General features: G+C 63.9%; 18 protein-coding genes and 1 pseudogene. 7 read left to right on the top strand and 12 right to left on the bottom strand.

Going from position 1 to position 14023, the window contains the following annotated elements; all coding sequences use genetic code 11:
• Window positions 1-273 (bottom strand): annotated as a pseudogene (locus VDP82_RS05620) (hypothetical protein); the annotation flags it as partial.
• A 173-nt stretch (window positions 274-446) separates the two neighbouring features.
• On the bottom strand, window positions 447-1016 hold the full coding sequence (locus tag VDP82_RS05615; RefSeq protein ID WP_416347080.1) for a DUF1134 domain-containing protein: 570 nt from the start codon (window positions 1014-1016) through the stop codon (window positions 447-449).
• A 139-nt stretch (window positions 1017-1155) separates the two neighbouring features.
• Between VDP82_RS05615 and VDP82_RS05610 the strand changes: the two genes are divergently transcribed.
• The 4 genes from VDP82_RS05610 (at window position 1156) to VDP82_RS05595 (ending at window position 3263) form a co-directional block, all read left to right on the top strand.
• A complete protein-coding gene (locus tag VDP82_RS05610; protein ID WP_323013863.1) occupies window positions 1156-1623 on the top strand; it encodes a YHS domain-containing (seleno)protein in 468 nt (155 codons plus the stop codon).
• A gap of 81 nt (window positions 1624-1704) precedes the next feature.
• Complete coding sequence (gene chpT / locus VDP82_RS05605) at window positions 1705-2382, top strand: histidine phosphotransferase ChpT (protein ID WP_323013862.1); 678 nt, start codon at window positions 1705-1707, stop codon at window positions 2380-2382.
• An 84-nt stretch (window positions 2383-2466) separates the two neighbouring features.
• Window positions 2467-2835, top strand: coding sequence for a response regulator (locus VDP82_RS05600; protein WP_323013861.1), 369 nt, complete (start codon window positions 2467-2469; stop codon window positions 2833-2835).
• A 65-nt stretch (window positions 2836-2900) separates the two neighbouring features.
• The gene (locus VDP82_RS05595; RefSeq protein WP_323013860.1) at window positions 2901-3263 is read left to right on the top strand and encodes a hypothetical protein; all 363 of its coding nucleotides are present in this window, start codon (window positions 2901-2903) and stop codon (window positions 3261-3263) included.
• Window positions 3264-3366: 103 nt separating this feature from the next.
• Here the strand turns inward: VDP82_RS05595 and ctrA are convergent, their stop codons facing one another.
• Window positions 3367-4074: a response regulator transcription factor CtrA gene (ctrA, locus tag VDP82_RS05590; protein ID WP_323013859.1), complete on the bottom strand. Its 708-nt coding sequence runs from the start codon at window positions 4072-4074 to the stop codon at window positions 3367-3369.
• A 433-nt stretch (window positions 4075-4507) separates the two neighbouring features.
• Here ctrA and fliI point away from each other — a divergent pair, with 433 nt between their 5' ends.
• Genes fliI through VDP82_RS05575 form a run of 3 tightly spaced genes read left to right on the top strand, consistent with a single transcriptional unit; the run spans window position 4508 to window position 6862 of the window.
• Window positions 4508-5836, top strand: coding sequence for a flagellar protein export ATPase FliI (gene fliI, locus VDP82_RS05585; RefSeq protein ID WP_323013858.1), 1329 nt, complete (start codon window positions 4508-4510; stop codon window positions 5834-5836).
• Between the two features lie 52 nt (window positions 5837-5888).
• Window positions 5889-6302, top strand: coding sequence for a flagellar export protein FliJ (gene fliJ, locus VDP82_RS05580; RefSeq protein ID WP_323013857.1), 414 nt, complete (start codon window positions 5889-5891; stop codon window positions 6300-6302).
• 20 nt (window positions 6303-6322) lie between these two features.
• A complete protein-coding gene (locus VDP82_RS05575) occupies window positions 6323-6862 on the top strand; it encodes an MOSC domain-containing protein (RefSeq protein WP_323013856.1) in 540 nt (179 codons plus the stop codon).
• Here the strand turns inward: VDP82_RS05575 and VDP82_RS05570 are convergent.
• The 9 genes from VDP82_RS05570 to VDP82_RS05530 all read right to left on the bottom strand — a co-directional run.
• On the bottom strand, window positions 6859-7671 hold the full coding sequence (locus VDP82_RS05570; RefSeq protein ID WP_323013855.1) for a PRC-barrel domain-containing protein: 813 nt from the start codon (window positions 7669-7671) through the stop codon (window positions 6859-6861). The genes VDP82_RS05575 and VDP82_RS05570 overlap by 4 nt on opposite strands.
• A gap of 63 nt (window positions 7672-7734) precedes the next feature.
• Window positions 7735-8286: a PRC-barrel domain-containing protein gene (locus VDP82_RS05565; protein ID WP_323013854.1), complete on the bottom strand. Its 552-nt coding sequence runs from the start codon at window positions 8284-8286 to the stop codon at window positions 7735-7737.
• A 153-nt stretch (window positions 8287-8439) separates the two neighbouring features.
• Window positions 8440-8892 carry a GNAT family N-acetyltransferase gene (locus tag VDP82_RS05560; RefSeq protein WP_323013853.1) on the bottom strand — a complete coding sequence of 151 codons (453 nt, stop codon included), beginning with the start codon at window positions 8890-8892 and terminating at the stop codon, window positions 8440-8442.
• Window positions 8893-8914: 22 nt separating this feature from the next.
• Window positions 8915-9193 carry a putative quinol monooxygenase gene (locus VDP82_RS05555; protein WP_323013852.1) on the bottom strand — a complete coding sequence of 93 codons (279 nt, stop codon included), beginning with the start codon at window positions 9191-9193 and terminating at the stop codon, window positions 8915-8917.
• Window positions 9194-9195: 2 nt separating this feature from the next.
• Window positions 9196-11328 (bottom strand): flagellar biosynthesis protein FlhA, encoded by a 2133-nt coding sequence (gene flhA, locus VDP82_RS05550; RefSeq protein WP_323013851.1) that lies wholly within the window; start codon window positions 11326-11328, stop codon window positions 9196-9198.
• A 37-nt stretch (window positions 11329-11365) separates the two neighbouring features.
• Entirely contained in the window at window positions 11366-12733 is a 1368-nt protein-coding gene (locus VDP82_RS05545) for a sigma-54 dependent transcriptional regulator (protein WP_323013850.1), read from the bottom strand.
• An 11-nt stretch (window positions 12734-12744) separates the two neighbouring features.
• Window positions 12745-13035 (bottom strand): flagellar motor switch protein FliN, encoded by a 291-nt coding sequence (gene fliN / locus VDP82_RS05540; protein ID WP_323013864.1) that lies wholly within the window; start codon window positions 13033-13035, stop codon window positions 12745-12747.
• Window positions 13036-13091: 56 nt separating this feature from the next.
• Window positions 13092-13757, bottom strand: coding sequence for a hypothetical protein (locus VDP82_RS05535; protein WP_323013849.1), 666 nt, complete (start codon window positions 13755-13757; stop codon window positions 13092-13094).
• A 3-nt stretch (window positions 13758-13760) separates the two neighbouring features.
• Window positions 13761-14023, bottom strand: a 263-nt coding sequence (locus VDP82_RS05530) for a FliG C-terminal domain-containing protein (protein WP_323013848.1), incomplete at its 5' end; no start/stop codon positions are given.

Raw genomic sequence — 14023 nt, 5'->3', positions numbered from 1 at the left:
GGCGCGTTGCTCACTGGTGTCGCCCACCTCGGTGGCCAGGCGCCGGCGCAGCCCGTCTATGGTCAGCTCCAGCCGGCGGGTGGCCCGGGCGAATTCGGCGCGCAACTGGTCCTTGTCGGCGCGGAATTCGGCCATGGTGATGGGCGTGGCCGCCTCGATGCGGCGCTTGGTCAGGCGCACGGCGCGCTTCCACACGGCCTGCAACAGGATCAGCCCGACCAGGCTGGCCGCCAGAAGGCCCAGCGCAAAATACATGATGTTCTCGATGAGCATCGGTCGAACTCCGGCACGCCCGCCGATCCTAGCGGTTTTGCCCTTGCGCGTCACGGGCGGCGTTCGGTTTAGGGTTCACAAGGTAAAGAGGCGTCTGGGCCAATGCCCCTCACCATCCCCGATGTCATCCCGGCGCAAGGCCGGGGACGGGGTGCGGAGGAAACCGACTAGTCTCAGAACGGGTTCCAGGTGGGCTCGCTGGTGAATTTGAGATAGCCCACATTGATGCCCAGCCGCGCGCCGACCCCGGACCGGATGGGAACGATCACCACCTGGTCGCGCTTGATGACGGTCATGCCGAAGCCGCCGATCACATAGGCCGAGCCGTCGACGCCGGCGAAGCGTCCGAGCACGTCGGGAACCTGGTTGAGGTTATAGACCAGCATCATCACCTTCGAGCCGTCCCCGCCGATGTCGAAGCCGATGGAGGGGCCCTGCCAATAGACGTTGAACTGGCCGGCATTGCGGGTGTTGAGCACGCCTTCGCCATAGCGGGCGCCGGCGAACAGGGCGCCCCCGGCGTCCTCGCCCAGGATATAGCCATTGGGCAGGCCGAACTGGCTCACCGCCCGCTCCACAACCGAGGCGAGCCCCTGGCTGGCCGAGCCGAAGAACTGCTTGCCGCTGTCCACCAGGTCCTCGCCCGAATAGGTGTCGCTGAGCGAGCCCTGGGCCATGGCGGCCGGAATCGGGGCCAGCAGGGCGGCCAGCAGGGCGGCGAAAAGGGCGAAACGCTTGAACATCTTGGTCTCCCGGGATGGCGGCCGATGGGGGTTACGGTGTCGTTAAGGCTTGAACCGTAGTTTTGAGGTCGGATTTAGGCTGCCGGCATGCCGATCATTGGGTCCGATGATGAAGCAAACCTCTAAACAAATCTTAACCATGCTCGCCTTTGTTCTGCCGCTATTGGGCGGGGTTTCCGCCGCAATTCCAGCGGCGCGGGCGCAGTCGGTCGTCACCCTCTTCGTCACCGATCCGCTCACTGGCATCGCCATTTATGGCTGGGACCCGGTGAGCTATTTCACCGAGCCCGAGCCGCTTCAGGGGCGGGGCGATTTCGAATATGTCTGGCGTAACGTGCCCTGGCATTTCGCTACTGCCGCCAATCGCGACATCTTTGCGCGTGCGCCCGAAATCTACGCGCCCCAGTTCGGCGGCCATGGCGCCATGGGGGTGGCGCGCGGCTATGTTTCGGACAGCGACCCCCGGCTCTATGCCGTTTTCAAGCAGCGCCTATATCTGTTCTATTCCGCCGGATCGCGCGAGGCGTTCCTGCTCGCGCCCGACGCCGCCGCGCTGGAAGGGGAGGCCAATTGGCCGGCGCTTTCGGCGACGCTTTCGGTCAAATAGCGGCGGGCGCAAAAGCATCGCCATTGTTAACCAAGCCGTTCTAGGATCGGGCCAGACTGATTCTTGCGGAGACTTGCCGGCATGGCCGACATCATTGAGCTCAAGGCGACCGATCTGGCGGCCATGCTGTGCAGCCGGGTCTGTCACGACCTCATCAACCCGATCGGGGCCATTGGTAACGGGCTGGAAGTGCTGGGCGATCCCGGCCAGACCGAAATGGCCGAGGGCGCGCGCGATCTGATCGCCAGCGCCGCCAGGCAGAGCCGGGCCAAGCTCGAATTCGCGCGTCTGGCCTATGGCGCTTCCTCCACCTCCGGCACCGATATCGACACGCGCGAATGCGAGCGCGTCGCCCGCATTCTGTTCGACATCGAAAAGGCGGATCTGGACTGGCAGGTGCCGCTGATCCTGTTGCCCAAGCACAAGGCCAAGCTGTTCATGAACATGCTGCTCATCGCCGCCATGTCGGTGCCGCGCGGCGGCGAGGTCACCGCCCGCATCAGCGGCGAGGCCGGGCAGGAGAAATTCGAGTTCACCTCGAAAAGCGATCCGGAAAAGCGCCAGAAGACCCTCATTCCCTCCGGCTCGGCCGGCCTGCTCTCGGGCATGCCCGAAGAGGGGTTTGTCGATGCGCGGGGCATCCAGCCCTTCTATACCGGCCTGTTGGCGCGCATGACCGACATGCAGATCGAGATCGGGCTGGAAAACGACCGCTTCTTCCTCACCGCAACGCCCCAGATGCGATCTGATGCGGCGTGAGATGCTAGTAGTCTGCTAACCAATTCATAGGATGTGCGGTCCATAATCGGGGGTGTTTCCAGCGTTATCCCCGGATGGCCGCGCATGAAATCCTGCCTGATCGTCGATGACTCCAGCGTGGTGCGCAAGGTGGCGCGCCGCATACTGGAAGATATGGATTACATCGTCGAAGAGGCCGAAGACGGGCAGGACGCCTTCGAAAAATGCCGGCAGGAAATGCCCGACGCCATCCTGCTCGACTGGAACATGCCCATCATGAGCGGTCTGGAATTCCTCAAGCTGCTGCGCGCCTATGTGGGGGGCGAGAAGCCGCATGTGGTCTATTGCACCATCGAGAACGACATCGGCGCCATTGCCCTGGCGCTCAAGGCCGGGGCCAGCGACTATATGATGAAGCCCTTCGACCGGGCGATCCTGGAAGCCAAGTTCGAGCAGCATTCCGCCGCGGCGTGAGTTGCTGCTTTTTCTTCGACTGCAGGAGTGCTAGGGCTTTTCTGTTAAAAGCAGGAAAGCCCTAGATGTTTCGTAAGGTTACACTTATTGCGCTGGCGTTTCTCTTTGCGGGGCCAGCCGCCGCCATGGATGGCGTCTATGCGTGCGAGTCTGGCGTGCCGAGCGGTCCTGGTACGGGCGGCGTGTTGCTCGGTATTCTGGAGCTCGTTGGAGCCGAGTACAACTATCATGATCTGATGGCCAGTGGGTCCGGGGCTGGTACGCTCACCAGTGCTGGCGATGGCTATACGGTGACCGGACCTCTTGCCGATACTCTTGGCGTAGCCCTGTTGCGCTTCAACGACGACGGCGAAAAGCCCACTATCTCGCTTTATCCGAACAGCGCCCCTGATCGGGTGGGTGCCACTTGCCTGCTGGGTAACAGCTGACCGGTTCGCTTTCCCGGCAAGGTCAGGCCATCGGACAAAAGCAATGCAGCGCCCCATGGGAGCGCTGCATAATTCATTGAAACTGCTTTTGAAAACGCCGCTTTCAGGCGACGTCTTCGTTGTAGTTCTCGCTCTCGTCGGGCTCGCGCAGCACATAGCCGCGGCCCCATACGGTCTCGATGTAATTCTTGCCGCCCGTGGCCACGCTGAGCTTCTTGCGCAGCTTGCAGATGAACACGTCGATGATCTTGAGCTCGGGTTCGTCCATGCCGCCGTAAAGGTGGTTGAGGAACATTTCCTTGGTGAGCGTGGTGCCCTTGCGCAGCGAGAGCAGCTCGAGCATCTGGTATTCCTTGCCGGTGAGGTGCACCCGCTGGGTCTGCACTTCCACGGTCTTGGTGTCCAGATTGACGGTCAGGTCGCCGGTCTGGATGACCGACTGGGCATGGCCCTTGGACCGCCGGACGATGGCGTGGATGCGGGCCACGAGTTCGTCCTTGTGGAAAGGCTTGGTCATGTAGTCGTCGGCGCCGAAGCCGAGCCCGCGCACCTTATCCTCGATGCCGGCCAGACCGGATAGAATAAGGATCGGTGTCTGAACCTTGGCCACGCGCAAGGTGCGCAGCACCTCGTAGCCGCTCATGTCGGGCAGGTTCAGGTCGAGAAGAATGATGTCGTAATCGTAGAGTTTGCCGAGATCGACGCCTTCTTCCCCCAAATCGGTGGTGTAGACGTTGAAGCTCTCGGACTTGAGCATCAGTTCGATGCTCTGCGCGGTTGCGCTATCATCCTCAATAAGGAGTACCCGCATTATATTCCCCTTGTCATTCGTTCCTGCTGGAACCCGCGGGGATCTGGCGACCGATATGCCCGCCCCGCTCCAACCCTACTGGATATGACTGAACCCTAAGCCCAAATAGTTAACAAAGTTTAATTCGGTTCGGCAATACGCAAATGACGTTAGGATCAATTTAGTCTAAGTCATTGAAATTTAAGGGTTAATCTTCTCAATTTTTCTTAATGAAAAGCTTTAAGTAGCACGCCTAAGCGATTCTTTAGACTCAACCAATTGAAGCTTTTCGGAGGTTTGGAGGGCGTGCGGCACAAGCCTGCGGACGGACCGGTCCAACCCCTCGGATAGCGCCTTTTGCTTAACGATCGGTTACTGTGTGATTCGGAACTGCCGACGATTCGCGCGGCGGCGGAAACCATAATCATGGCCGCGCGCAGCAGGCGGGAAGGCAATGAAGGCACTGATCTCGGCCATCGAGGCCATTGACGACATCGAGGTGTTCGGCCGGGTCAAGTCGGTCCAGGGCCTGCTCATTGAGATCGTCGGCCCGGTGCGCGAATTGCGCGTCGGCGGGCGAGTGCAGATCGAGACCGTCAATGGCGAGCGCCTCGCCGCCGAGATCATCGGCTTCAAGGACGGGCACGCGCTCTGCCTGCCCTTCGGCCAGCTTTCCGGCGTGCGGCTGGGCTGCAAGGCGATCTTCCAGCGCCATGACGGGGCGGTGATGCCCTCCGATGGCTGGCTGGGCCGGGTCATCAATGCCGATGGCGAGCCCATCGACGGCAAGGGGCCGCTGCCGCGCGGAGCGCTCTCCTATCCTCTGCGGCAGAACCCGCTTCTGGCCCATGACCGGGTACGGGTGGGCGACCCGCTCGATCTGGGCGTGCGGTGCCTCAATACCTTCACCACGCTGTGCGAAGGCCAGCGCATGGGCATCTTCGCGGGCTCGGGCGTGGGGAAGTCAGTGCTGATGTCCATGCTGGCGCGCAACACCAATGTCGACGTCTCGGTGATCGGCCTGATCGGCGAGCGTGGCCGCGAGGTGCATGAATTCATTCAGGAATATCTGGGCGAGGAAGGGTTGGCGCGTGCCGTTGTGGTGGTGGCCACCAGCGACGAGGCGGCCCTGATGCGCCGCCAGGCCGCCTATATGAGCCTGGCGCTCTCGGAATATTTCCGCGACCAGGGCAAGAGGGTGCTGTGCATGATGGACAGCCTCACCCGCTTCGCCATGGCGCAGCGCGAGATCGGGCTGGCCGTCGGCGAGCCGCCCACGGCCAAGGGCTACCCGCCCACGGTATTCACCGAATTGCCGCGCCTGTTGGAGCGGGCGGGCCCGGGGACACCCACGACCGGTTCCGTTACCGGACTTTTTACCGTTTTGGTGGAAGGTGATGATCACAATGAGCCCATTGCGGACGCCGTTCGCGGCATTCTCGACGGGCACATCGTGATGGAGCGCGGCATTGCCGAGCGAGGCCGTTATCCCGCCGTCAATGTGCTCCGGTCCATCTCGCGCACCATGCCAGGATGCGTGCCGGCCGATGTGCGGCCGGTCCTGGCCAGGGCACGGGAGCTCATGTCCATCTATTCGGACATGGAGGAACTGATCCGGCTGGGGGCTTACCGGAAAGGGTCAGATCCGAAAGTGGACCGCGCCATCGCCATCTACCCGGCGCTTGAGGCTTTTTTAAGCCAGAGCCGGGAGGAGACGACGGCCATTGCCGATGGCTATGACCAGCTCAGAGCCATCGTCGATACGGCGGGTGCGGCAGGCTGATGGAATGGGGTGACGGCCCCGAAACTGACTTGGTGTGTAAGGAGTACTGGTCTTGAAATCGCGCAACGAGAGCCTCATCCGGCTCAAGAAGTTCCAGGTGGACGAGAAGCGCCGTCAGGTCGCGCAGATCGAGATGATGATCGCCGATTTCGAGCGCATGGCGTCCGAGCTCGACCAGCAGATCGAAATCGAGCACACCAAGACCGGCATTTCCGATGTCGCCCATTTCGCCTATTCCACCTTCGCCAAGGCGGCGCTGGGCCGGCGCGACAATCTGCTGGCCTCGGCCAACGACATGCGCGGCAAGCTCGAAAGCGCCCAGGATGCGCTGGCCGAAGCCATCGAAGACCTCAAGAAAATCGAATTGCTCGATCAGCGCGAGCACCAGCGCGAAGCTGCCGAGCAGCTCAAGCTCGAACAGGCCGAATATGACGAAATCGGCCGGCTGCGCTTTCGCGGCCAATAAAGGCAGGGAGCCTTAGTCGCATGGGCAGGGTGGTCTCGGTATCGCGCGATCCTGGGCATCACTTCTCCAAACCCGTGGTTCCCGAAATCCGTCTTCTCGCCGGGCTGGGCGTGGAGGGCGATGCGCATGCCGGCTCGACCGTCAAGCATCGCTCGCGCGTCAGGGTCGATCCCACCCAACCCAATCTGCGCCAGGTGCATCTGCTGCACCACGAACTGTTTGATGAGTTGCAGGCCAAGGGCTTTGCCGTCGCGCCAGGCGATCTGGGCGAGAATGTCGTGGTGGAGGGGATCGACCTGCTGGCGCTCCCCGTCGATACCGAACTGCATCTGGGGCAGGAGGCCGTGGTGCGGCTGACCGGCCTGAGGAATCCCTGCGCCCAGATCGAGAATTTCAAGAAGGGCCTGCTCGAAGCCGTTCTCGACAGGGATGCCGACGGCGGTCTTATCCGCAAGGCCGGCGTCATGTCGGTGGTGGTCACCGGCGGCGTCGTGCGGGTGGGAGACGGCGTGAAAGTGGTGAAACCGCCTCTGCCGCATCGCGCCATGGAGCGCGTTTAAGGCGTCACCACCATGCGTTGCAGGTCGCGCTCGCCGGCATAAGTGTCGGGATCGTAGGGCGGCTGGGCTTCCAGCTGCTCGCGCGTGGTGTTGAGAAAAAGATAGCGGTTGCCGAAAATATCGGTCGAAAACTGCGGATCGTCATAGCCCACGGCCACCGGTTTGGCACCGAGGCCGAGAAAGCCGCCGACATCGACGATCACCGCGTCCACACCGCCATCGGGGAAGGGAAGGACGGCGCCGATGGTGCCGATCAGCTGGTCATCCAGGCCGTAGACCCCCATGCCGTGCAGCTCTTCGGGGGTAACGGTGTCCAGGCTGGTGGGGTCAGAGAATTCGGCAGGTTGGCTGGCGCTCCCATTAGCCTGCGGTGTTTTGGGCGCATCGCCGGCCCAGGCGAAAGCGGGGGTGGCGCGCAGCGTATCGGCGGTCGCCGCCAGCACCCAGCGATAGGAACCATCGGGGGTGGCGGCCCATTCGAGCTGGCCGAAATCCACCGCCACGCGCTTGTCCTCCATCCCGGCAAAATTGCGGATATCGATCACCACGGCGGCGACCCCGAGACCGGGCGTCACCACCATGTCGGCTATGGTGCCAATGGCGGTGCCGTCGCTGTCGGGGGTGAAAAAAACGCTTTGTCCCAAGAGCTTGCTGACCAGCATATCGGTGCTGCTGCCGGCATAGCCCTGGGAAAGGACGGTAGGCGGCTTGAGCCCGCTCTGCTCCAGTTCGGACACGCCCGGCGCCTGCGCCCAGGCCGCCCCTCCCAGCATGAAGGGCAAAAGCAAAAGAGCGAGACGAGCATGCATGGCGGCCTCCGGAAGGGCGGAAGGCCGGCCCGTGGGCCGGCCCCGAAATTCAAGCGCTGGCGCTTAGCTGGCGGGCGCAGCAGGCGCCATGGTGCCGGCGGGGGCCATGGTCTCGGCCGGGGCCGCCGGCTCGTCCTCTGCCCAGACGAAGTCGGGCGCATTGGTCAGTGCCTCGGCGGTGGTGGGCAGCACCCAGCGCTCGGTATTGTCGGCGGCAAGGGTGAATTCGAGCGAGTGGAAATCCACGGCCACAGCCTTTTCCCCGATGCCGAGGAAGCCGCCGACGCCAATCACCACGGCGGTGATCTGTCCATCGGCGCTGAACACGATATCGGTGACATTGCCGATATGCTCGGCATCATCGGCGGCGCTGGAATAGACCGGCGAGCCGATCAGATGCGAGCCGAGATTGTCGGTATCGACCGCCACATAGCCCTTGGAGATATCCCAGGGAGTACGTACCTGCGTGCTCTGGGCAGCGCCGGTATCGATCGGAGCCGGGCTGGCTTCGGTGGTGACGGGCGCGGCAGGCGCCGGCGTGGTGGTCGCCTGGGCCATGGCCCCGGTGGTCAGCATGGCGGCAATGGCCGTGGTGGCCAGAAGGGTGCGGATCATAGTAAGCTCCGTTGGTTCATCTTTGCGGTGAACGGGCCGTGCGGTGCAAAACTTGCCGGTAGCGCACCGTGCGGCCCATTATGCTCAGGCTAACGCAGCCGCGGCCCGGTCGTTCCGAACCCGACCTGACAGATGGTCGCAGCCGGAGCGGGGCTAATCGATGAGGATGGCGGAGGCGCGGTCGTAATTGCGCATGGCGCGATGGGGCATGCCGCCATCGAAAAATTCCGGCCCGAAGGCGGAAAAGCCCAGCTTTTCATAAAGGCCCAGCTTGTCCGACTGGGCGGTGAGATAGAATTTGTCGCGGCCCTGGGCGCGGGCATGGTCCATGGCCGCATCCATCATCAGCCGGGCGACGCCGCGGCCGCGAAAGGCCTGGCGCACAGCGACACGACCGATCTTGACGTGTTCCGGCATGTCGATCAGCCGCAAGGTTCCGACCACCTCGCCCTCCGCCACGGCGACGAAATGAGTGGCGGTGAAATCATGGGCATCGTGCTCTTCCTCCTCCGGCACCTTCTGCTCCCAGACGAAGACTTCGCGGCGCAGCGCGAAGGCGGCGTTGCAGAGGGTGGAGAAGGGCGGCGCGGTGAGGATGGTGATCATGGGTGCCAGACTAACAGGAAAATCAATCCTTGCGGATGGTGTAGTGGCGCGCCATGCCGGCGGTGACCCGCGCCCAGTCCGAAGTGCCGGCTCGCTGCTGGTGGGCGGCAAAAGCCTCCTCGCTGGCGAAAATTTCCGAAACCAGGAAATGCGTGGGCTCGTCGGGGCTCCGGGTCACCTCGAAGGCCAGGCAGCCCGGCTCCCGCCGGGTCAGCGCGATGTGAAGGGGCAGAGCAGCGCTCACGGCTTTGATGCGGCCTTGGGGCACCTCGAGATAGCCTTCGAGATAAACCTTGCCCATGCTCAGACGCTGCCCACGGTCTTGAGGCGGACGCGGGGATGGACCTCGTTCTGGCTCATCACCACGGTCTGGGGCCGGAAGCGCTCGATGATGGAGCGGACATGGGGGCGGATGGACGGCGAGGTGATGAGCACCGGCAGTTCGCCCTGCTGGGCGGCGCGCTCATAGGCCTGCTGCACGGCGGTGATGAACTGCTGAAGCCGGCTTGGGGCCATGGCCAGGTGGCGGGTGTCGCCATCGCCCACCATGGCCTCGGCGAAGTCGCGCTCCCATTGCGGGGACAGGGTGAGGAGCGGCAGATTGCCGTCCGGCCCGAGATTGGCGGCGCAGATCTGGCGGGCGAGGCGGCTGCGCACATGCTCGGCGATCATCTGCACCGAACGGCCGGGACCGGCGATCTCGGCGATGCCTTCGAGGATGGTGGACAGGTCGCGGATGGAAATGCGCTCGTTCAGCAGGGTCTGGAGCACGCGCTGCACACCCGAAACGGTGATGAGGCCGGGCACGATGTCTTCCACCAGCTTCTGCTGGTCCTTGGGCAGGCCCGAGAGCAGCGATTGCACATTGGCGTAGCTCAGGAGGTCGGCGACATTAGCCTTGAGCACTTCGGTCAGATGGGTGGAAATGACCGTCGAGGGATCGATGATGGAGAGCCCGCGAAGCTCGGCCTCGTCGCGCAGGGCGGGCTCGATCCAGGTGGCGGGCAGGCCGAAAGTAGGCTCGGTGGTGTGTGTGCCCGGCAGGTCGATCTGGTTGCCATAGGGGTCCATGACCATCAACTGGTTGGCGTAGATCTCGCCGGCGCCGGCCTCGACCTCCTTGATGCGGACCTTGTAGACATTGGGCTCGAGCTGCATGTTGTCGAGGATGCGCACCGGCGGCATGACGAAGCCCAGCTCGATGGCGAGCTGACGGCGCAGCGCCTTGATCTGTTCGGTCAGCCGGTCGGAGCCGCTTTCATCTTCCTTGACCAGGCTCAGAAGGCCGTAGCCCAGCTCCAGCTTGAGTTCGTCGATGCGCAGGCTGTCGCTGATCGGAGCCTCGCTGGGGGCCGCATTGGCGGCGGGGCCGGCCATGGCGGCGGCAGCTTCCTGAACCTTCTCCTCCATCTTGCGCTCGGCCTTCTTGCCAGTGGCGCGGAAGGCGGCATAGCCGACGCCTCCGGCCAGCGCCATGAAGGGAATGATGGGCATGCCGGGCAGCAGCGCCAGCGCGGCCATGACGGCAGCCGACATGCCCAGGGCGCGCGGATAGCCGGTGAACTGGTCGGACAGGGCCTTGTCGGCGGCGCCGGTAACACCCGACTTGGACACGAGGATACCGGCGGCGGTGGACACGATCAGCGCCGGAATCTGGCTGGTCAGGCCATCGCCGATGGTCAAAAGCGTATAGACGCTGCCCGCCTCCTGGAAGCTCAGCCCTTCCTGCATGATGCCGATCAGCATGCCGGCGGCGATGTTGACGAAGGTGATGATGAGGCCGGCAATGGCGTCGCCGCGCACGAATTTGCTGGCGCCGTCCATATTGCCGAAAAAGGCGCTTTCCCCTTCCAGTTCCGCCCGGCGCCGCTTGGCGGTGTCCTCATCGATCAGGCCGGCGGAAAGATCGGCGTCGATGGCCATCTGCTTGCCGGGCATGGCGTCGAGGCTGAAGCGGGCGGCGACTTCGGCGATACGGCCCGAACCCTTGGTGATGACGATGAAATTGACGATCACCAGGATGATGAAGATCACCGTTCCGATGATGAAATTGCCGCGCGTGACGAAATTGCCGAAGGCCTCGATGACGTGGCCGGCGGCGGCGGTGCCAGTATGGCCATCGGAAAGGATGAGGCGTGTGGTGGCCAGACTCAGGCCCAGCCGCAGCATCGTGGCGATGAGCAGCACCGTGGGAAAGGACGAGAATTCCAGCGGCTTCTGGATGAACAGCGCGGTCATCAGGATCATGACCGAGAAGACGATGGATATGGCTAGCAGCAGATCGACCAGCAGCGGCGGCATGGGCACGATCAGGATGACGATCAGCCCCATCACGCCCATGGCCAGCGCGATATCGCCCGAGCGCAGGACGTCGAAGACCGACGCCACAGACGGCAGCTTGAAACCGGCGCGAGTGCTGGTCGGGATATCGGTCATGAGCGGTTCCTAAGCCCGGTTCGCTGTGGCCGGAAAATCATGCCGCGCCCCGCTTTTCGCCAGGTTCGGGCACATGCACGCCCTCATCGGCATATTGATTGAGCTTGTTGCGCAGCGTGCGGATGGAAATGCCCAGGATATTGGCCGCGTGGGTGCGGTTGCCCAATGTATGATCGAGCGTATCGAGGATGAGGTCGCGCTCCACATCGGCGACGGTACGACCCACCAGCGCCCGCGACATGGTCTCGGCCGTCTGGGCCAGTTGGCTGGAAAGGGCGTGGCTGGCGGCCACTTCGGTCAAACCTATGCCGTCTGGCAGCACGATGGCGTCGGGGCCGATGATGTCGCCCGAGGAGAGCAGCACGGCGCGATGAAGGGTGTTCTCCAGCTCGCGCACATTGCCCGGCCAGGGCGCGTTGAGCAGGGCCGCGCGCGCCTCGGGAGACAGCTGGCGCGGCGGCAGGCCGTTGGCCTTGGCGTATTTGGCGACGAAATGCTCGGACAGGGCAGTGATGTCGCCGGGGCGGTCGCGCAGGGCCGGCAGGCGCAGATTGACCACATTGAGGCGGAACAGCAAATCCTCGCGGAAGCTGCCCTCGCGCACCGCTTCGCCCAGATTGCGGTTGGAGGTGGCCAGGATGCGGATATCGACCGGCACCGGCTTGGTGCCGCCCACCCGATCGATGACGCGCTCCTGGATGGCCCGCAGCAGCTTGGCCTGCAGACGCACATCCATCTCGCTGATTTCATCGAGCAGCAGCGTGCCGCCCGAGGCTTCCTCGAACTTGCCGATGCGGCGGGCGATGGCGCCGGTGAAGGCGCCCTTTTCATGACCGAACAGCTCTGATTCCAGCAGCGCCTCGGGAATGGCGGCGCAATTGACCGAAATGAACGGCTTGTTGGCGCGCCGTGAGCGGGCATGGACATATTTGGCGATGACTTCCTTGCCGGTGCCGCTTTCGCCGGTGATGAGGATGGAAGCATCCGAGCCGGCGATCTGGTCGGCCATCTTTACCACCCGCTCCATGGCGGGATCGCGGAACAGGAAATCGGAGCTGTCGCGGGCCACGGCGGCGATGACGGCGGCGATCAACTCGGCATCGGGGGGCAGGGGGATATATTCCTTGGCGCCGGCGCGGATGGCGTTGACGGCGGCCGCCGCATTGGCTTCGACCCCGCAGGCGACCACGGGAATGGCGATGCGTTCGGCTTCGAGCCCGGCGATCAGCCCGGCGATGTCCATTACCACGTCGACCAGCAGCAGGTCGGCACCGCGCCCGGCGCGCAATGCGGCCAGCGCGATCTCGACCGAGGGGGCGTGGGCGACCTTGGCCCCGCCATTCATGGCCATGGTGGTGGCTTCGCTCAGTTGGCCTTCCAGGGCTCCGATGATGAGCAGGCGCATCTTCTTCTCCCTTATTGCGGCTTGATGATTTCGGTCATGGTGACGCCGAGCTTGCTTTCCACCAGCACGATTTCGCCACGGGCGACGAGGCGGTCGTTGACGAAAATCTCCACGGCCTCGCCCACCTGCCGGTCCAGCTCGATGACGGTGCCGGTATCGAGCCGCAAAAGCTCGCTCACCGGCATCTTGGTGCGGCCCAGCACCACCGAAATGCGCACGGGAACGTCGAACACCGCTTCGAGGTCGGCGGCGCTGCGCTCGGTATAGGCTTCCGGCATTTCGGGTTTGTCGGGTGCCAGCATTTCCTCGAAGGAGATGCTTTCCTGCATGGTGATGTCGTCATCGGGTTGGGAGGTGCTCATGACCCGCTCTCCTCTTGGCTGGCCGGACCGCTGCGCGCGGCCAGATAGGCTGAAATCATGTGATCTATATCCCGGGACGTGGCGGCGATGTCGCGCACCAGCCCCCCGTCGACCCATTCGAGCCGGCCATCGCCCAGGCGGATATCGGGGTCGCCCATCACCACCAGCCTTCCGGCAAAGCCGGACGTGTGCCTATGGGCGGTGGCCAGATCGCGGATGGCGTCGGCAATGTCGGGGTGACAGCGTATGACCAGATGCGGAACGCCGTTGAGCGATTGCATGCATTCCCCGATCAGTGCGTCGAGTTCGGTGGTGGGGTAGCGGGCCAGAAGATGCAGGGCCAGCTTGCGGCCGATGCTGGCGGCCAGCTCGATGGCGTCGCGCTGCACCTGGCCGGCCATGGCGTCGAGCGCCGCCGTCATCTCGCTGGTTCGGGCAGCGAGCGTTCCGGCCGCGGCGGCCAGGGTCTGGGCGGCGACGGTGCCGGCGCTGCGCTCGCCGGCGGTCACGCCTTCGGCATAGGCCTGCTCCCGGGCCTGGGCCACGAGCTGGGCGACGAGATCCTCGGGTACGCTGGGCACGACGGGCTCGGGCGCGACCGCTGGCGGCGGCTCGGACCGGGCCAGATCCAGATCGAAGGTGAAGCGGGCGGGACTTGCCATGGATCAGGCCACCATCTGCTCGTCGGCCTTGGACTTGACGATGAGAATCTCGCCCTTGGCGGCCAGGTCCTTGGCGGTGGCGACCATGCGGCCCTGGGCCTCATCCACATCCTTGAGGCGCACCGGCCCCATGACCTCCATGTCGTCCTTGAGCAGCTTGGCGGTGCGGCTCGACATGTTGTTGTAGAAGGTTTCCTTGACCGTGTCGGAAGCGCCCTTGAGCGCCATGGCCAGGTCCTTCTTGTCCATCTTGGTGAGCAGGGTCT

This window comes from Devosia sp. (assembly GCF_034675085.1).
Taxonomy (GTDB): Bacteria; Pseudomonadota; Alphaproteobacteria; order Rhizobiales; family Devosiaceae; genus Devosia.
This window is presented reverse-complemented; position numbering and strand designations above follow the sequence as displayed.